This window comes from Pseudomonas synxantha (genome assembly GCF_900105675.1).
Lineage (GTDB): Bacteria > Pseudomonadota > Gammaproteobacteria > Pseudomonadales > Pseudomonadaceae > Aquipseudomonas > Aquipseudomonas synxantha.
The window spans coordinates 4,945,706-4,964,694 of sequence record NZ_LT629786.1 but is presented as its reverse complement, the minus strand read 5'-3'; the positions used below and the strand labels follow the sequence as shown (position 1 = coordinate 4,964,694).

At 58.5% G+C, this 18,989-nt stretch carries 15 protein-coding genes and 2 pseudogenes; 13 read left to right on the top strand and 4 right to left on the bottom strand.

Features of this window, described 5'->3' with window-relative positions:
• Positions 1–23 precede the first annotated feature (23 nt).
• Positions 24–1,382: a DUF1329 domain-containing protein gene (locus tag BLU48_RS23015; RefSeq protein ID WP_057025185.1), complete on the top strand. Its 1,359-nt coding sequence runs from the start codon at positions 24–26 to the stop codon at positions 1,380–1,382.
• Positions 1,383–1,558: 176 nt separating this feature from the next.
• The gene (locus BLU48_RS23010; protein WP_057025186.1) at positions 1,559–4,054 is read left to right on the top strand and encodes a LuxR C-terminal-related transcriptional regulator; all 2,496 of its coding nucleotides are present in this window, start codon (positions 1,559–1,561) and stop codon (positions 4,052–4,054) included.
• Here the strand turns inward: BLU48_RS23010 and BLU48_RS23005 are convergent.
• Positions 4,051–4,926, bottom strand: a complete 876-nt coding sequence (locus BLU48_RS23005; protein ID WP_057025195.1) for a helix-turn-helix domain-containing protein — start codon at positions 4,924–4,926, stop codon at positions 4,051–4,053. The genes BLU48_RS23010 and BLU48_RS23005 overlap by 4 nt on opposite strands.
• A gap of 136 nt (positions 4,927–5,062) precedes the next feature.
• Here BLU48_RS23005 and BLU48_RS23000 point away from each other — a divergent pair, with 136 nt between their 5' ends.
• Positions 5,063–5,965, top strand: a complete 903-nt coding sequence (locus BLU48_RS23000) for a DMT family transporter (protein ID WP_057025187.1) — start codon at positions 5,063–5,065, stop codon at positions 5,963–5,965.
• 40 nt (positions 5,966–6,005) lie between these two features.
• Here BLU48_RS23000 and norR read toward each other — a convergent pair whose 3' ends face one another.
• Complete coding sequence (gene norR / locus BLU48_RS22995) at positions 6,006–7,550, bottom strand: nitric oxide reductase transcriptional regulator NorR (RefSeq protein WP_057025188.1); 1,545 nt, start codon at positions 7,548–7,550, stop codon at positions 6,006–6,008.
• A gap of 147 nt (positions 7,551–7,697) precedes the next feature.
• Between norR and hmpA the strand changes: the two genes are divergently transcribed.
• The 10 genes and pseudogenes from hmpA to queC all read left to right on the top strand — a co-directional run bounded on the left by hmpA (position 7,698) and on the right by queC (position 17,241).
• The gene (gene hmpA / locus BLU48_RS22990; RefSeq protein WP_057025189.1) at positions 7,698–8,879 is read left to right on the top strand and encodes an NO-inducible flavohemoprotein; all 1,182 of its coding nucleotides are present in this window, start codon (positions 7,698–7,700) and stop codon (positions 8,877–8,879) included.
• 232 nt (positions 8,880–9,111) lie between these two features.
• On the top strand, positions 9,112–9,618 hold the full coding sequence (locus tag BLU48_RS22985) for a disulfide bond formation protein B (protein WP_043046793.1): 507 nt from the start codon (positions 9,112–9,114) through the stop codon (positions 9,616–9,618).
• Positions 9,619–10,410: 792 nt separating this feature from the next.
• Positions 10,411–10,644 (top strand): annotated as a pseudogene (locus tag BLU48_RS22970) (cytochrome o ubiquinol oxidase subunit II); the annotation flags it as partial.
• 64 nt (positions 10,645–10,708) lie between these two features.
• Positions 10,709–11,689, top strand: a complete 981-nt coding sequence (locus BLU48_RS22965; RefSeq protein ID WP_057025744.1) for an IS5 family transposase — start codon at positions 10,709–10,711, stop codon at positions 11,687–11,689.
• A gap of 146 nt (positions 11,690–11,835) precedes the next feature.
• A pseudogene (gene cyoA, locus BLU48_RS22960) lies at positions 11,836–12,546 on the top strand (ubiquinol oxidase subunit II); the annotation flags it as partial.
• A 3-nt stretch (positions 12,547–12,549) separates the two neighbouring features.
• Positions 12,550–14,568 (top strand): cytochrome o ubiquinol oxidase subunit I, encoded by a 2,019-nt coding sequence (cyoB, locus tag BLU48_RS22955; RefSeq protein WP_046069471.1) that lies wholly within the window; start codon positions 12,550–12,552, stop codon positions 14,566–14,568.
• Positions 14,569–14,571: 3 nt separating this feature from the next.
• Positions 14,572–15,198 (top strand): cytochrome o ubiquinol oxidase subunit III, encoded by a 627-nt coding sequence (locus BLU48_RS22950; protein ID WP_046069470.1) that lies wholly within the window; start codon positions 14,572–14,574, stop codon positions 15,196–15,198.
• A complete protein-coding gene (gene cyoD, locus BLU48_RS22945; protein WP_046069469.1) occupies positions 15,198–15,539 on the top strand; it encodes a cytochrome o ubiquinol oxidase subunit IV in 342 nt (113 codons plus the stop codon). The genes BLU48_RS22950 and cyoD overlap by 1 nt, the downstream gene beginning before the upstream one ends.
• An 11-nt stretch (positions 15,540–15,550) precedes the next feature.
• A complete protein-coding gene (gene cyoE / locus BLU48_RS22940; protein ID WP_003176002.1) occupies positions 15,551–16,438 on the top strand; it encodes a heme o synthase in 888 nt (295 codons plus the stop codon).
• Between the two features lie 104 nt (positions 16,439–16,542).
• Positions 16,543–17,241 carry a 7-cyano-7-deazaguanine synthase QueC gene (gene queC / locus BLU48_RS22935; protein ID WP_057025642.1) on the top strand — a complete coding sequence of 233 codons (699 nt, stop codon included), beginning with the start codon at positions 16,543–16,545 and terminating at the stop codon, positions 17,239–17,241.
• Positions 17,242–17,316: 75 nt separating this feature from the next.
• On the opposite strand, the gene BLU48_RS22930 is transcribed toward queC, so the two are convergent.
• On the bottom strand, positions 17,317–18,195 hold the full coding sequence (locus BLU48_RS22930) for a queuosine precursor transporter (RefSeq protein WP_057025643.1): 879 nt from the start codon (positions 18,193–18,195) through the stop codon (positions 17,317–17,319).
• On the bottom strand, positions 18,182–18,787 hold the full coding sequence (locus tag BLU48_RS22925; RefSeq protein ID WP_082636743.1) for a helix-turn-helix transcriptional regulator: 606 nt from the start codon (positions 18,785–18,787) through the stop codon (positions 18,182–18,184). The genes BLU48_RS22930 and BLU48_RS22925 overlap by 14 nt, the downstream gene beginning before the upstream one ends.
• Positions 18,788–18,989: the final 202 nt, after the last annotated feature.

The window sequence follows — 18,989 nt, the reverse complement described above, 5'->3', positions numbered from 1 at the left end:
GCTTAAAAGAAGGACAAGACCCTATGCGTAAGATGATTGCAGTGATGGCCCTGAGTGTATTGGCCGCTAACGTAATGGCGGCGGTGTCGCCCGAAGAAGCCGCCAAGCTCGGCACCACCCTGACCCCGGTCGGCGCCGAGAAGGCCGGCAACGCCGATGGATCGATCCCGGCCTGGACCGGCGGCATCCCGAAAAACGCCGGCGCGGTAGACAGCAAGGGCTTTCTCGCCGACCCCTTTGCCAATGAAAAACCGCTGTTCGTGATCACGCCCGCCACCGTGGACAAGTACAAAGACAAACTCTCCGACGGTCAGGTGGCGATGTTCAAGCGCTACCCCGAGACCTACAAGATTCCGGTCTACCCCAGCCATCGCACGGTCAATCTGCCGGCGGACATCTATGAGTCGATCAAGCGCAGCGCCCTGAATGTGCATGCGATCAATGACGGCAACGGCCTGGAAAACTTCACCGGCAATCGTTATTACGCGTTCCCGATCCCTAAGAACGGTGTGGAGGTGCTGTGGAACCACATCACCCGTTATCACGGTGGCAACCTGCGCCGCATCATCACCCAGGCCACGCCGCAGACCAACGGCAGCTATACGCCGATCCGCTTCGAAGAAGAAGTCGCGGTGCCCCAGGCCATCGCGGATATCGACCAGGCCAAGGCGGCCAACGTACTGAGTTATTTCAAGCAGTCGGTCACCGCCCCGGCGCGGCTGGCCGGCAATGTGCTGCTGGTGCACGAAACCCTCGATCAGGTGAAGGAGCCGCGCCTGGCCTGGATCTACAACGCCGGCCAGCGTCGTGTGCGGCGGGCGCCGCAGGTGTCCTATGACGGTCCGGGCACGGCCTCCGACGGCCTGCGCACCACCGACAACTTCGACATGTTCTCCGGCGCCCCCGACCGTTATGACTGGAAGCTGGTGGGCAAGAAGGAAATGTACATCCCCTACAACAGCTACAAACTCGATTCGCCGAAGCTCAAGTACGACGACATCATCAAGGCCGGGCATATTAACCAGGACCTGACCCGCTATGAGCTGCACCGCGTGTGGGAAGTGGTCGGCACCGTCAAGCCCAGCGAGCGGCACATCTACGCCAAGCGCCATATGTACATCGATGAAGACAGCTGGCAGGTCGCCCTGGTGGATCACTACGACGGTCGCGGCCAACTGTGGCGCGTCGCCGAAGGTCACGCGCAGTTCTACTACGACCACCAAGTGCCGGCCTACACCGTGGAAACCCTGTACGACCTCATCGCGGGACGCTATATCGCACTGGGCATGAAGAACGAGGAGAAGAGCAGCTTCGTATTCGGCTTCGCGGCCAAGGCGGCGGACTACACCCCGGCCGCACTGAGGTCGGCAGGCGTTCGATAGTACCTTTGTGAAATGCGATCAACGTGTGGGAGGGGGGCTTGCCCCCGATGGCGGCCTGACAGCCCACTGCAATGTCGGGTTTGTGCATGGTCACTAATCACCCCGCTGAATACTTCTTCAACAACCACCAACCACGGGTCTACGGTTGCATAACAATAAAAAAGCAGGATGCAGCAATGACCGTCATGACCCGCTGCCTGGACCGTCCTGGACTCATGCCAAGGCTGTCCGCTCACCACCTGTTGCGCCCGCGCCTGGCTGGGCCGCTGCTCGCGGCACAGGCGCGGGTGAAGTTGCTGTGCGCGCCTGGGGGCAGTGGCAAGAGTGCGCTGCTCGCCGAGTGTGCATTGCAGGCGCCCAAGGAGTGCCAGGTCTACTGGATGCCACTCAATGGTGCGGCGCTCACCCCTCTGCATTTCTGTGCACGGCTGGCGCAATACCTGGGTCTGCGGTTTATCGACGAAGCCACATTACTGCTCGACCTCAGCCGTTGGTCAAACCCCACGTGGTTGTTTCTCGATGATTTCTGTCGTCTGCCGGTGCCCGAACTGGACGCCTTGCTTGACCGTTTGCTCACCGCCAGCAGCCCACACCTGACCTGGTGGCTGGGTGCGCGGCGGCGTCCGTTGTGCAACTGGCCACGCCTGTTGCTCGACGATGAATTGCTGGAGTGCAGTGAGTTGTCATTCAGCGCAGCGGAAATCCAGACGCTGCTCGTACCAGGGCAGAGCGTCGACAGCATTATGCAGTTCAGCGCCGGTTGGTGTGCCGGGGTACGTATTGCCTTGCTGGGCGACGGCCATCCCGACAAAACCTTGCTCGATTACCTGCAGCATGAACTCTTCAACACCTTGCCGGTGCCATTGGTGGACGCCTGGCGCGTGCTGGCCCATCTACCACGCTTCAATCAAAGCTTGTGTGAGCATCTATTCGGCATTAACGACGGCGCTCAGTACTTGAACGAGTTGCAGACGCTCGGTGCGTTTATCCAACCTTGGGAAGGCACCAGTGACTGGCTGCAAGTCTTCCCCCCGCTGGCACGGTTGATGCGCGACGCCCCCTGGCCGACCAAGCATTCATGGCACCGACGTGCGTGCCAGTGGTTTACCGCCGAAACCGACTGGCAGGCGGCCTTCGAGCAGGCGCTGCTGGCAGAGGAATACGAACTGGCGGTAAGCCTATTGCAGCATTTCAGTTTCGAAGATTTGTTTCGCCAGCAAAACGCTGTGCTCCTGTTGCGTCTGCATGAGCAGCACGGCGATGAGTTGATGCTGGGGTCTGCGCAATTGGTGGGGTTGGTCACGGCCGCCTTGCTGTTTGCCGGGCGCTTCGAGCAAGCGGCGTTGTGTATCGATCAACTGGCCCGGTTTGCCCCCCAGCCGACGGCCGCTGGACAACGCTATCTGCTGGCGCGCTGGCAGGCCCAATGGGGCTGGCTGCTGCATTTGAGCGGCGATGCCGGACGCTCCCGCGAGCATTTCCTCGAAGCGTTGCAAGCCTTGCCTGAGAATGCCTGGACGTCGCGCTTGATGTGCCTGTCGGGCTTGACCCAGCAAGCCTTGTTGCGCGGTGAGCTGGATGTCGCCCAAGCCTTGAACCGCGAAGCCCTGTGCCTGGCCCGTGCCCATGATTCGCTGGTGTTGGAGGCCCTGCTGGAGTTGGATCATGCTCAATTGCTGGAGCAGCGCGGCGCACCCTACCGGGCACAAAGCCTGTTGGAGACGGTGCAGGCGATGTTGGCTCGCCAACGTCTCAAGGCTGGGCCGTTGGTGGGGCGTATTGTGCTGCGTCGCGGGCACTTGGCCTTGCGGCAGGGCCAAGACAGCTTGGCGGCCGAGTGTTTTGAAGCGGGCTTGACGATGTGCCTGCAGAGCCAGGACAAGCGCGTACTTTACGGCTTTCTTGGCCTGGCGCTGTTGGCCGCCAATCGGGGCGACTACGCCCAAGCCTTTATCCAACTGCGTGACGCCGAGCGCCTGATGCAGCAGCGCCATGTGCCGGACACGGTGTATCGCGCGGTGCTGCTATTGGTCAGCGGGCACTTCTGGTTGCAGCAGGGACGTGCTGAATTGACGGTGCAAGCGGTGCGGCGGGTGTTGCGTCATTTTCGTGGGCCTTGCGCCAAGCAGGCGCCACCGGCCACCTTGGAGCTGATCCCGCGCCTGGAATATTTGCTGGTGTTGGCCGAGGTCAAGCTGGGCTGTGCCGAACAACCCATTACGCGGCTCAATGCCTTGCTCGACACCTCCCGGCAGCGCGGCATGCTCTGCCTGGAAACCGAACTGCACCTGGTGCTGGGAGAAGTGACCTGGCAGCTCGGTGACCCCGCCTTGGCTCGTCGGGCGTTGCAGGCCGGGTTGGCGCTGGCGGGGCGTTGCCAGGTACAGCAGGCCATTCGCGAGTTGCGTTTGCGCGCCCCCGGGCTATTGAGTGAACTGGGCCTGGAGCCACAGGCAGCGCCTGTCGGTGCCGTGGAAAACCCACTGAGCCAGCGCGAGCTGCAAGTGCTGGAGTTGATCGCCCTCGGTAATTCCAACCTGGAAATCGCCGAGCGCCTGTATATCTCCCTGCATACCGTCAAGACCCACGCACGGCGTATCCACAGCAAACTCGGAGTGGAGCGACGCACCCAGGCGGTGGCCAAGGCGAAGACGCTGGGCTTGATGGTCTAGGCGCAGAAAGCCTGGCGGTATTCGCCCGGCGTGGCCCCCATGGCTTGGCGAAAGCGCTGGTTGAAATGGCTGGCGCTGGAAAAACCGCACAGCAGGGCAACCTCGCCCATCGGCAACGCGCTGCTGCGCAGCAAGGTCTGCGCCCGCGCCAGGCGTCGTGCCAACAGGTATTGATGGGGCGGCAGGCCGAAGCTTTGCCGGAACATCCGGGCGAAATGGTATTCCGACAGTGCACACATTGCGGCCAACTGGCCGAGGCTGATGGGGGCTTCGATGTGGTGGTCGATGTACTCCACCAACAGCCGCCGCTGGTACGCCGCCAGCCCGCCTTTGAGGCGCAAGCCTTCGCGGGCGCCGACCTGGCTGAGCAGGGTATGGCTGAGCATTTCATGGGCCAGGCTGCTGGTTAGCAGGCGCTCGCCGGGCTCGTGCCAGTCGAGGCTGACCAATTGGTGAAAACGCCGGGCCTGGTGGGCATCTTCAAGGAAGGTGCCCTCACGCAATTGCAGTGCACGCGGCTCGCGGTCGAGCAGGGTGATGCAGCCGAGGGCGAATTGTTCCGGGCTGAAATACACATGGGCCAGGCGAATCTCGCCATTGATCACCCAGGCCGACTGATGTTCTGCCGGCAGGATGCACAGCTTGTCGGGGCCGCCCTTGGTGCCCGGCCGCTCACGGCGAAACGTGCCGGTGCCGCCGCCGATGTAGCACGACAAGGTGTGATGGCTGGGCGCCTGGTAATCCTGGGCGTCATGGTGGTTGCTCCACACGGCTGCAGCCAAGCCATCGCCCAGTTCGGCGCAGGCCTCGAGGCGCGCATGGGGCGAACGGTTGAGGGATTGAAAGACTTGCAGGGATTCCAGCTCTGGCATGGTGTGTTCTCCGACACCTTGCATCCTACGCTCCACGGCTGGCGCTGTGAGCCCACTGCCCGACAAAAGCGCAAGAATGTGCAAGAGCCTTTCAAGGGCTGGAGGCGACACTGTGGCTCAATCGATGGAGCCCGCTATGAACCTTTTCCTGTATTTACTGACCGTGCTGATCTGGGGCACCACCTGGATCGCGCTCAAATGGCAGCTGGGCGTGGTCGCCATTCCTGTGTCGATCGTTTATCGCTTCGGCTTGGCTGCGCTGGTGCTGTTCGGGCTGTTGCTGCTCAGCGGCAAGTTGCAGGTGATGAACAGGCGCGGGCACCTGATCTGCCTGGCCCAAGGGCTGTGCCTGTTCTGCGTCAACTTCATGTGCTTTCTGACTGCCAGTCAGTGGATACCCAGCGGCTTGGTGGCGGTGGTGTTTTCCACGGCGACCTTGTGGAACGCTCTGAATGCCCGGGTGTTTTTCGGCCAGCGGGTTGCACGTAACGTGTTGATGGGCGGCGCGCTTGGGTTGCTGGGCCTGGGCTTTCTGTTCTGGCCGCAATTGGCCGGGCATACCGCCAGCCCGCAGACCTTGCTGGGTCTGGGCTTGGCGCTGCTGGGGACACTGTGTTTCTCGGCGGGCAATATGCTCTCGAGCCTGCAACAGAAGGCCGGGCTCAAGCCGTTGACCACCAACGCCTGGGGCATGGCCTATGGCGCGGCGATGTTGGCCACCTATTGCGCGGTACGCGGTATTCCGTTCGAAATGGACTGGAGTGCACGGTATATCGGCGCCCTGTGGTACCTGGTGATCCCGGGGTCGGTCATCGGCTTCACTGCTTACCTCACCTTGGTTGGCCGCATGGGGCCGGAGAAAGCCGCGTATTGCACCGTGTTGTTCCCGGTGGTGGCGTTGAATGTGTCGGCGTTTGCCGAGGGCTATCAGTGGACAGCGCCGGCGCTGGTGGGGCTGATATTGGTGATGTTGGGGAACGTATTGGTGTTTCGTAAACCCAAGCCGGTAGCTCCGACTTTTCATGCGAAACAAATCTAATGTGGCAAGCCCCCTCCCACACTTTACTGAGTCGCCTGGCCTATTTGAGGCCCAGGCGCTTGGCCATGCGCCCAAGGTTGGCGCGGTCCAGGCCCAGTTCCCGGGCGGCGCCGGCCCAGTTGTGCCGATGACGTTCCAGGCAGGCGCTGATGACCTGGCGCTGGTAGTGTTCGGTAGCCTGGCGCAGGTCGCCAGTCGCGATGGGCGCCGCTTCGACCGGTGCTTCAGTCACCGCTGCACCGACGTCGGGCAAGTCCAGGTCCTGGGCGCTCAGGCTGAGAATCTTCGGGCGTTCATGGCAGTTGCCCAGGGCTTTCAACGCGCTGCGTCCGATCAAGTGTTCCAGCTCACGCACATTACCCGGCCAGTTGTAGGCCAGCAACGCCGCCTGGGCGTCGCCGGTCAAGCGCAAACTGCCCAGGCCCATGCGCGAACGGTTCTGTTCGAGGAAGAACCCCGCCAAAAGCAGCACATCACGCCCGCGCTCCCGCAGGGCTGGTACTTGCAGCGGGTACACACTTAAACGGTGGTAGAAATCCGCCCGGTAACGGCCATTGCGCACTTCTTCGGCGAGGTCGCGGTTGGTCGCGGCGATCAGGCGCACATCCACCTGATGCTCCTTGTCCGACCCCAGGCGCTGCAACTGGCCGCTTTGCAGTACACGCAGCAGCTTGGCCTGCACGGTCAACGACAACTCACCCACTTCATCGAGGAACAAGGTGCCGCCATTGGCCAGTTCGAACTTGCCCCGCCGCTCGTTCAGCGCCCCGGTAAAGGCGCCGCGCACATGGCCGAACAGTTCGCTTTCCACCAGGGTCTCGGGCAGGGCAGCGCAATTGAGACTGATCAACGGTTTGTCGGCGCGGGACGAAGCCGCATGGATCGCCTGGGCCACCAGCTCCTTGCCGACCCCGGTTTCGCCGGTGATCAGCACGGTCAGGTCGCTGCCACCCACCAGTTTGATTTCCTCAACCAGTCGTTTATGTGTCTTGCTCTGGCCGATCATTTCCTTGTGCTGCTGGCCGCTGGCCTGGCGATAGATCTCGGCGCGTTGGTGCTCGTCTTCAGCCCGCAACGCCAGGCGTTCGATGCGCTGCGCCACATTGACCGTGGCCGCGGCGAGGCTGGCGAAGGCTTGCAAAGCGTCCAGTTCGACCCGTTCAAAGCGTTCGGTGTCGAGGGCATCCAGGGTCAGCAGGCCCCAGGGCCGGTCGTCGACAAACAGCGGGCAACCCATGCAGTCGTGAACCTGCAAGTGCCCGTGCAAACCGGCGACCAGGCCGTCATAGGGGTCAGGCAATTGGCTGTCGCTGTCGAAACGGGTGGGGCCGGGGCTGCTCAGCAGTATCTCGAAGCGTGGGTGTTCGCTGATCTTGAAGCGTCGGCCCAGGGTGTCGGGGCTCAAGCCATCCACGGCCAGCGGTACCAGCCACTCACCGTCCAGGCGCAGCAACGCGGCGGCGTCACAGGGCAGCAGGGCGCGCATGGCTTGTAGCAGGCGTCGGTAACGCTCGCCTTCGGGCAATTCCCGAGACAGATCGGCAACCAGCGGCAGCAGGGTGGTGAGCAACGGTTGTGCAGTCATAATGACTCCTTGTAGTCCTTATGACTATAAGGTGTAGGAAGTCATATTGACTAGATTATATTTAAGTTATTGAAAATAAAGGATTTATTAGTTGGCACGAATACTGAGTACCAAAGGGTAATGAGTAAAAAGACCTAGGAGTCCCCCATGCTTAGTGCCCAAGACCGTGCCATCGTCAAATCCACCGTGCCTCTGCTGGAAAGTGGCGGCGAAGCGCTGATCACCCATTTCTACCGCATGATGCTCTCCGAGTACCCCGAAGTGCGCCCGCTGTTCAACCAGGCTCACCAGGCCAGCGGCGACCAGCCCCGCGCCCTGGCCAATGGGGTGCTGATGTACGCGCGCCATATTGACCAGCTGGACCAATTGGGCGACCTGGTGGCCAAGATCATCAACAAGCACGTGGCCTTGCAGATCCTGCCCGAGCATTACCCCATCGTCGGTGCCTGCCTGCTGCGAGCTATATCCGAAGTGCTGGGCAGCGAGATTGCCACCCCAGAGGTAATGAGTGCCTGGGGCGCGGCCTATGGCCAGTTGGCGGACATCCTGATCGGCGCCGAGGCGGCCATCTACGATGAAAAAGCCCAGGCGCCCGGCGGCTGGCGCGGTGCGCGGCCGTTCCTTTTGGTCAAGCGCGTGGAGGAGAGCGACGAGATCACCTCGTTCTATTTCGCCCCGGTGGATAACGGCCCGATCCTGGCTGCCACACCTGGCCAGTACATCGGCCTGAAACTGGTGCTTGATGGCGAAGAAGTGCGTCGCAACTATTCCCTGTCGGCCCTCACCGATAACGGCATGTACCGCATCAGCGTCAAGCGCGAAGCCGGTGGGCGGGTGTCCAACTACCTGCATGACCAGATGCACATCGGTGCCACCATTGACCTGTTTCCACCGTCGGGCGAGTTCACCCTGGCCGCCAGTGATAAACCGCTGGTGCTGATCAGCGGCGGGGTGGGTATCACCCCAACCCTGCCGATGCTCGAAGCAGCCCTGGCGACCCAGCGCCCGGTGCATTTTATCCACTGTGCCCGTAATGGCGGGGTGCATGCATTTCGTGACTGGGTAGACAGCCTGGCGGCCCAGCATCCGCAGCTCAAGCGTTTCTACTGTTATGCCGAGGATGACGGTATCAGCCCGGCGGCGGACAAGGTTGGAATGCTGAACCAGGAGCAGTTGGAGGCCTGGTTGCCTGAGCAGCGGGATGTCGATGCGTACTTCCTGGGGCCCAAGGGGTTCATGGCGGCGATCAAGCGGCACCTGAAGGCGCTGGGCGTACCGGAGAAGCAGGCGCGCTATGAGTTCTTCGGCCCGGCTGCGGCGCTGGAATAATCTTTTTGTAGCGGCACTATCCCAATGTGGGATGGGGCTTGTTCCCGATGGCGGTGGGCCAGCTACCTCTATGCTGACTGATACACCTATATCGGGAGCAAGCCCCCTCCCACATTAAGTGCTCTATTTTTCCTGATTAATCTGCTGTTAACCCCTCTCTGTTTAAACCACTGCCTGTGTGTAAACTTGTTGCCATCAGGCACAACCATAATCAGGCAAAGGAAAAACGGGGATGATTGACGATATGCGTTTGGGCAGGGAGCGGCGCTTTCTGGTGTTGCTGGGCATCATCTGCCTGGCGCTGATTGGCGGGGCGCTGTACATGCAAGTGGTGCTGGGCGAAGCACCATGCCCGCTGTGTATCCTGCAACGCTACGCCTTGCTGCTGATCGCACTCTTCGCGTTCATCGGGGCGGCCATGCGCACCAAAGGGGCGGTCACGGTTTTCGAAGGGCTGGTCGTGCTCAGTGCCCTGGGTGGAGTGGCTGCTGCCGGCCACCATGTGTACACCCAGTTTTTTCCACAGGTCAGTTGCGGCGTTGATGTGTTGCAACCGATCGTCGATGACCTGCCCCTGGCCAAGGTGTTCCCCCTGGGTTTCCAGGTCGACGGCTTCTGCAGCACGCCTTACCCGCCGATACTCGGCCTGTCCCTGGCCCAATGGGCGCTGGTGGCGTTCGTGCTGACGGTGATCCTGGTGCCACTGTGCATCTATCGCAATCGTCATCCCAAAGCCTGAGCCTTCGCTCCATTAAGACGCTCCGTCCTTCTTGTGAAGGCCGGAGCGTTTTTGTTTGTAGGGATTTGTGAAAGCGCCGTGACGAGGAGCAACTTAAGGTGTGCACAGTGTGCGACATGTTGTCACACGGACACTGTCGCAGGACGTTTCTGACCCGTGAAATCGGCGCTTAAATTTGCACCCAGCACACAAATTGTGCTGTCAGTTCGTGGTGCGAGCGGCACCGCGCCGCACCTGTGGTCCGAGCGCTCGACGGAGCTATGAATGCCTTGTTTTATGGGGACTTGGATAGCTTCGGCATGCCCTTACAGGCTGTAAGGGGAGTGGCAATCTGCCCAATAACAGGGCAATTTTTGTGGTTTTTGTTGAGAATCGAACGCGATAAGATCGCGAATCTTTGCAAGTTTGGTGAAGGATTGTTGCTGGAATCGATAAAAATTATTTCTTTATAAGACATGGTTTATACATCGCTAGCTAACTACAATCGCCCGCACTGAATGTCCGGTGCTGTTCAATCTTTGAGCATTGGAGCGGTCGAGGGGCAGATGGAAGGCTCTGTGCGACCCCAGGTTCCGGCAGCCTTTCAACTATCCGCACCAAATGGAATTGGTCTGTAACAAGGCCTTTAGCCACGAAATCGAATAAGAACTCACTGCTGGTCCGTGCAACGTACAGTCATGACGTGTCGGGCAGGCTCTTATTCAATCGAAGAGAAATGCCAACCCTTGGCAGGGTGAAGTGTTGGCGATCAAAACCCAACTGCATTGCGCAAGCTGCTTTAGAGGTCGTGAGATGAGTAAAAACAGGTACCCCCGATTACTAGGCTTTTTGCCGCTGCTTGGCATGATGTTAATGCTGGGAGGCTGCAAGTGGACCTTGATGGACCCGAAAGGACAGATCGGTCTGGATCAACGAAACCTGATCATCACTGCCACCCTGCTGATGCTGTTGGTCGTGGTGCCTGTGATCATCATGACGTTCGCCTTCGCCTGGAAATACCGCGCGTCGAACACCAAGGCGACCTACGGAAATCCTGAAAAAGACTTCCTGATTTGGCAAAATCTCCGGACACCAATCGCCGAGCTTTTCAATGAAGCAAATGACCTTCGCCGATGCCGAGTACGCCGGTAAGCGCAAGCAGACCCGCAAGGAATTGTTCCTGATCGAGATGGATCGGGTCGTACCCTGGAAGGGTTTGATTGCCCTGATCGAACCTCATTACCCGAAGGGCGAAGGGGGTCGTCCGGCCTATCCTTTGATGGCGATGCTGCGGGTTCATCTCATGCAGAACTGGTTCGGTTACAGCGATCCTGCGATGGAAGAAGCGCTGTACGAGACGACGATCTTGCGCCAGTTTTCCGGTCTGAGCCTGGAGCGGATCCCAGATGAAACTACCATCCTCAACTTCCGTCGCCTGCTGGAAAAGCACGAGTTGGCCGTTGGTATTCTCGGCGTGATCAATGGCTATCTGGGCGACCGTGGCTTGTCGCTGCGACAAGGCACCATCGTCGATGCCACGCTGATTCATGCGCCCAGTTCGACCAAGAACAAGGACGGCAAACGCGACCCTGAGATGCATCAAACCAAGAAAGGTAACCAGTATTACTTCGGTGCCAAAGCTCACATTGGTGTCGACGATGAGTCAGGGCTGGTGCACAGCGTGGTGGTCACTGCGGCCAACGTCGCGGACATAACCCAACTCGACAAACTGCTACACGGTGCTGAGAACGTGGTCTGCGCCGATGCAGGCTATACCGGTGTCGAGAAGCGCGAAGAGCATGCGGGACGCCACGTCATCTGGCAGATTGCAGCCCGGCGCAGTACCTACAAAAAACACGGTAAACGCAGCGCGCTGTACAAAGCGATGCGCAAGATCGAGAAAGCCAAGGCCCAGGTTCGCGCCAAGGTTGAGCATCCATTTCGAGTGATCAAGCGTCAGTTTGGTTATACGAAAGTGCGTTTCCGAGGCTTGGTGAAAAACACTGCTCAGATGGTGACGCTGTTCGCCCTGTCGAACCTTTGGATGGCGCGTCGATATTTGCTCTCCAGCGCAGGAGAGGTGCGTCCGTAATGAGGAAAATAGCTGCTGCGAGGAGCGTTCAGCGGAAAAAATGGATGGAATAGGCGGCAGACGTGATCGGTTTTGAACGGCCGCCGTTTTTTGAAAGCACCTATGGCTCAGCAGTCGAAAAATAGCGGCCTACTTCAGACTATCCCTACGCGCCTAAGTGGTCGCACTCCACCAAGATCGAAATTGCGGTGTGGCTGGTACCGATCCTCATCATCATCGCCCTGGGTTACATCACCTATAAGTCGACCCATGAGCTGGACCCGTACCGTCCGCTTGAATCCGACGTCAAGCCGATCAACATCGAAGTGGTCGCGCTGGACTGGAAGTGGCTGTTCATCTATCCGGACCTGGGTATCGCCACGGTCAACGAGATCCGTTTCCCGGAGAACACCCCGCTTAACTTCCGGATCACCTCCGACGCCGTGATGAACTCGTTCTTCATCCCAGCCCTGGGCGGCCAGATCTACGCGATGGCAGGCATGCAGACCCGCCTGCACCTGATCGCCAACGAAAAAGCTGAAATGGAAGGCATCTCCGCGAACTACAGCGGCGCTGGCTTCACCGGCATGAAATTCAAAGCGATCTCGACGAGCCAGGACGATTTCAACGCCTGGGTAGCCGAAGTCAAGGCCGCACCTAAACAGCTTGATCAAGCTGAATACGACGCCCTGACCAAACCAAGCCAGAACAACCCAGTCGCCCTGTACTCCACGTATGAGCCGAACCTGTTTCAGAAAATCGTCGACAAGTACGAAGGTATGAAGCCAGGCAAGCCGGTCAAGCACGAGAAGAAAGAAGTGGCCGCGGTTGAAGGTTCTGATACAGGCGCGCATTCAACTGCTGGGGCAGAGGAGTAAACGATGTTTGGTAAATTAAGTTGGGACGCGGTCCCATTCCACGAGCCGATCGTAATGGTGACTATCGCCATGATCGCGCTGGGTGGTCTGGCACTGGTTGCGGGTATCACCTATTTCAAGAAATGGTCCTACCTGTGGACCGAATGGCTGACCTCGGTCGACCACAAGAAAATCGGCGTCATGTACGTCATCGTTGCCATGGTCATGCTGCTGCGTGGTTTTGCCGACGCCATCATGATGCGTACCCAGTTGGCAATGGCCACCGAGGGGTCGCCTGGCTACCTGCCACCTGAACACTATGACCAGATCTTCACCGCCCACGGTGTGATCATGATCATCTTCATGGCGATGCCTTTCTTCACCGGCTTGATGAACCTGGCATTGCCGCTGCAGATCGGTGCGCGTGACGTTGCCTACCCGTTCCTGAACTCCCTGAGCTTCTGGCTGCTGGTGTCCGGCGTGGTGCTGATCAACGTGTCCCTGGGCGTCGGCGAATTCGCCAAGACCGGTTGGGTTGCGTATCCGCCATTGTCGGGCTTGCAATACAGTCCGGGCGTTGGTGTGGACTACTACATCTGGGCGCTACAGTTATCAGGACTAGGGACGACATTGACGGGGGTCAACTTCCTGGCCACCGTCCTGAAAATGCGCGCCCCTGGCATGAAACTGATGGACATGCCGATCTTCACCTGGACCTGCACCTGGGCAAACGTACTGATCGTGGCCTCGTTCCCGATCCTGGCCGCTACCATGGCGCTGCTGTCGCTTGACCGTTACCTGGATTTCCACATTTTCACCAATGAACTTGGTGGCAATCCAATGATGTACGTGAACCTGTTCTGGGCATGGGGTCACCCTGAGGTGTACATCCTGATCCTGCCAGCGTTCGGTATCTTCTCCGAAGTGATCTCGACCTTTACCGGCAAGCGCCTGTTCGGTCACCACTCGATGGTCTACGCATCGGGCGCAATCTCCGTACTGGGCTTCATGGTCTGGTTGCACCACTTCTTCACCATGGGCTCGGGGGCCAGCGTCAACGCCTTCTTCGGCCTGGCGACGATGCTGATTTCCATCCCGACGGGGGTGAAGCTATTCAACTGGCTGTTCACCATCTATCACGGTCGTCTGCGCATGACCAGCCAGGTCCTGTGGACCCTGGGCTTCATGGTGACCTTCGCCATCGGCGGCATGACCGGCGTACTGCTGGCCATCCCGGGTGCTGACTTCGTCCTGCACAACAGCCTGTTCGTGATCGCGCACTTCCACAACGTGATCATCGGTGGTGCGGTATTCGGCTACATCGCTGGCTTCAGCTTCTACTTCCCGAAAGCGTTCGGCTTCAAGCTGCACGAAGGCTGGGGCAAGGCTGCATTCTGGTTCTGGATCTCGGGCTTCTTCGTCGCGTTCATGCCGCTCTATGCACTGGGCTTCATGGGCATGACCCGTCGTCTGAACGCCACCACCAACCCTGAGTGGGTACCGTACCTGTACGTTGCCATGTTCGGTGCGGTGATGATCGCCGTGGGTATCGCCTGCCAGTTGATCCAGCTGTACGTGAGCGTCCGTGACCGTAAGCAGAACGCTTGCGAATCCGGCGACCCATGGAATGGCCACACCCTGGAATGGTCGACCTCGTCGCCACCACCGTTCTACAACTTCGCCGTGATCCCGACTGCGAACACCATCGATGCGTTCACCGAAGCCAAGGAAGACGGTACTGCGTACCAGAAGCCCAAGCACTACGAACCGATCCACATGCCAAGCAACACCGCCACTGGTGTGGTGATGGGCGCGCTGTTGACCGTGTTCGGTTTCGCGATGATCTGGCACATCTGGTGGCTGGCAATCGCGAGCCTGGTGGGCACTATCGGTTACTTCATCATTCACGCTGCCCGTGATGATCAAGGCTACATGGTGCCGGTCGAAACGATCGAACGCATCGAAGCCGAGCAGCACGCTCGCCTGGTAGCCGAGAAGAAGATTCCGGCCAACCGTGTAGAAACCTCGTTGGAACAGGCTTAAACCATGTCGAACTTAGTGACCAATGCTGGACACGCCCATGTCGATGACCATGGGCACGATGACCATCACCACGACTCGGGGCCAATGACCGTCTTCGGTTTCTGGCTCTACCTGATGACCGACTGCATCTTGTTTGCGTCGATCTTCGCGGTGTACGCGGTACTGGTAAACAACGTAGCGGGTGGCCCGTCGGGCCACGACATCTTCGAACTGCCTTACGTGCTCGGCGAAACCGCCTTGCTGTTGTTCAGTTCGATCACCTACGGCTTCGCCATGTTGGCCTTCTACAAGGGCAACAAGAAGGGCGTACTGAGCTGGTTGGCACTGACCTTCCTGTTTGGCCTGGGCTTCATCGGCATGGAGATCAACGAGTTCCACCTGCTGATCTCCGAAGGCTACGGCCCGCACCGTTCCGGCTTCCTGTCGGCGTTCTTCACGCTGGTCGGCACCCACGGTCTGCACGTAACGGCCGGCCTGCTGTGGATGGCGGTGATGATGTATCAGGTCAATAAGCACGGCCTGACCAACACCAACAAGACTCGCCTGACTTGCCTGAGCCTGTTCTGGCACTTCCTGGACGTGGTCTGGATCTGCGTCTTCACCGTTGTTTACCTGATGGGGACTCTGTAATGGCTAATGCACACTCCCATGACCATGACAGCCATGATGCGAGCCACGGCAGCGTTAAGTCCTACGCTATCGGCTTCATCCTGTCGGTAATCCTGACGATCATCCCGTTTGGTCTGGTGATGTACCCGACCCTGCCGAAGTCGATCACCTTGATGATCGTGCTGGCATTCGCGGTGATTCAGGTGCTGGTTCACCTGGTGTACTTCCTGCACCTGGATCGTTCCAAAGAACAGCGCGACAACGTGGTTGCGTTCGTGTTTGCAGGGATCGTAATCGTGCTGCTGGTTGGCCTGTCGATATGGATCATGTTCAGCATCCATACGTTCATGATGGCGAAGTGAGGTAAGACCCGATGTCGCTTAAGCACTTTATCCAAATCACCAAACCGGGGATCATTTTCGGTAACGTGCTTTCTGTGGCGGGCGGTTTCTTCCTGGCCTCCAAGGGACATGTCGATCTGGCCATCTTCCTGGCTGCAATGATCGGTACGTCCCTGGTGGTTGCTTCCGGTTGCGTGTTCAACAACTGCATCGACCGTGACATCGATATCAAGATGGAGCGCACCAAGAATCGCGTGCTGGTGCAGGGGCTTATCTCCCTGAAACTGGCACTGATCTTTGCGACCGTCCTGGGTGTTGCCGGTGTGGTGCTGTTGTACAAGGTGGCCAACCCGTTGGCGGCGCTGTTTGCCGTGATCGGTTTTGTCATCTACGTCGGCCTCTACAGCCTGTACCTCAAGCGTAAGTCGGTACACGGTACGCTGGTGGGCAGCCTGTCGGGTGCGATGCCGCCGGTGATTGGTTATGTGGCTGTAACCAATAGCTTCGACATGGCCGCGCTGGTGCTGCTGGTGATGTTCAGCCTGTGGCAGATGCCGCATTCCTACGCCATCGCGATTTTCCGCTTCAATGACTACCTGGCTGCGTCGATTCCGGTATTGCCGGTCAAGCGTGGCATCCAGGTGGCCAAGAAACACATCCTGCTCTACATCCTGGCCTTCCTCGTGGCGACCTTGATGTTGACCTTCAGTGGCTACGCCGGCATGAGCTACCTGGCCGTGGCCGCCGCCATGGGCATGTACTGGTTGTACATGGCCTGGACCGGCTACAAGGCGGTGGATGACACCGTCTGGGCGCGCAAGCTGTTCGTGTTCTCGATCTTCACCATCACCGCGCTCAGCGTGATGATGTCCCTGGATTTCCAAGTGCCGAAAGAGCTGTTGCTGACCTACGCCCACTGAGTGGTGTAAGCAATAAAAAGCCCCGCCTTCGCAAGAAGCGCGGGGTTTTTTATGACATGCCCTTTAAACTACTCCCCAATTCTACGAGTGCAGGAAGCAAAGCAATGAGTAAAAAAGCCGTTATGGTATTCAGCGGCGGGCAGGATTCGACGACCTGCCTGATCCAGGCACTGCCGCTGTATGACGAAGTGCACTGCATTACCTTTGATTATGGCCAGCGCCATGTGGCGGAAATCGAAGTGGCCCGCAAGCTTGCCAAGCAGCTGGGAGCCACGGTCCACAAAGTGATGGATGTGTCCTTGCTCAACGAGCTGGCCATCAGCAGCCTGACCCGTGACAACATTCCCGTGCCGACCGTGAACAGCTCGGGCGAAAGCCTGCCAAGCACTTTTGTGCCGGGTCGCAATATCCTGTTCCTGACCCTGGCGTCGATCTACGCCTACCAGGTGAAGGCCGAGGCCGTCATTACCGGCGTGTGCGAAACCGACTTCTCGGGCTACCCCGATTGCCGGGATGAGTTCGTCAAAGCGCTGAACAAGGCCCTTGAACTGGGCATGGAATACAACCTGCGCCTCGATACCCCGCTGATGTGGCTGAACAAGGCCGAGACCTGGGCGCTGGCCGATTACCACGACCAGCTGGAGCTGGTGCGCGAGCAGACGCTGACTTGCTACAACGGCATCATCGGCACAGGCTGCGGCAATTGCGATGCGTGCAACCTGCGTGCGCGGGGCTTGAATGAGTATCTGCAGAACAAGGCGGATGTCATGCAGAGCCTGAAGCACAAATTGCAACTGGTGTGATCCACCTGATGCATGGAGCAAAATGTGGTAGGGGGGCAAGCCCCCTACCACCCAGGTATCTGTCAGCTCAAATGCTCATGCTGTGCTGCTGGTCAGGTAGCGCTTGAACAACGAGCGCGCCCCATACGCAGGCAGGATATTGAAGAACGCAAAGCCGACTTTGATCGCGATCTGTACATAGATCATGCCCAGGATGTCGCGGGTCTCCATGGCGCCGTAGAAGGCAATGAAGCAAAACAGGAAGCTGTCGATAATGACCGCAAAGAATGTACTGAGGAAAATCCGCAGGTACAGGTATTTGGAGTTGGTCAGCTCCTTGATCTTGCACAGCAGGTAGGAGTTTATATTCTCCGACACCAGGAACGACACCGAAGAGGCCACCAGCACCGACGACACTTGCAGGATCACGTCGGTATACGGCCCGTCCAGTTTCCAGCCCGGCAGCCCCGGCAGGAAGGTCGAGCCATATAGCAGGATGATGATCATCGCGTTGCTGGCAAACGCAAACAGAATGGCCCGTCGCGCCAGGCGCAAGCCGAAATTCTCGTTCAGCAGGTCCACGATCAGAAAGGTCAGCGGGTACAGGAACGTGCCCGGCGTTACGATGATGCCCATGGACTCCAGGTAGATCGGCTTGGTCGCGGCAATGCTGGTGAAGATATAAAACGTGAACAGCAGCAAGTTCAGGATGATGTAGATCATCCACGAGTTTTCATTGCGATCGTTTATATCGTAGGCGGTGAGTGTGCCGCCCTGGGCATAGAACTTCTTGTAGACGTTCTTGACTTCCATTCTATTGAAGTCATCCATGATCTCGCTGTTGAGCACTTCACTCAGTTTGATCTTGATGACTTTGCCCGTGGCAAGCACCATGATCACCGCCAGGCGCTTGTCATTTTCAAAGCCCAGCAATTTGTACCTGCTGTTTTCAACAGCCCCTTCATATGTGGTCATTGAAGCGTTCCTCAAGAATATCGCCGATGACACATAAACGGTCTGAATTGGCACAGGGCTCCAGGGTGATAAACAGCTTTTTGGTCGCGCGGTCGTATACCAGTTTCTCTTTATCGTCGCTCGATGAACCTTTCTGTACGATCAACAAGTCGCCCACCTCATTGATGCCGGGAATCGCATGTTCCAGGCGCACGCCGATCAAGTTGCAGGACGTGCCGAAGTAGTAGGTCAGCGGGTAAAGCGTGGCCAATTCGCCCACGCGCTTGCCCAGGTCCTGCATGAGCAGGCTTTCCTTGAGCACAGGCACCGCTGCCGGGTTCATATTGCCCAGCGGCGAGACATTGTTCTCGATGATTTCCTTGGCTTCAAAATTGATGGTCTCGATTTCCTCATACGAGACGCCGAAGAAGTCAGAGATCTTGCGAATGGTCGACTGCTGTACGTTGAGGACCTTGCCTCCCAGGATGTTGTAGATGGTGGTCCTGGTCAGCCCGGCGGCATTGCTTAACGAAAGCTGGGTTTCGCCACGGCTCTTGATCAAGTACTTGATGTTGCTTTTCAAGTGCTCGGTTTTTTCCCGTCTGTGTATCAAGTGCTCACCACTTCCATTTAGTCGTCATTCCATGTCCGGCAGAACCTGTCCTTTCAGGTTCGCGGCAATGGAAGTGTTGCATGGGCCCGGCATAACAATAAAGTGCTGAATGTACGGATACGAGGTGACGCTAAATCAAGCAACGGTTATCTCGTCATACTCTTGTGTATGACCTCGTGCGATCCCTCGCCCTCTACAAGGA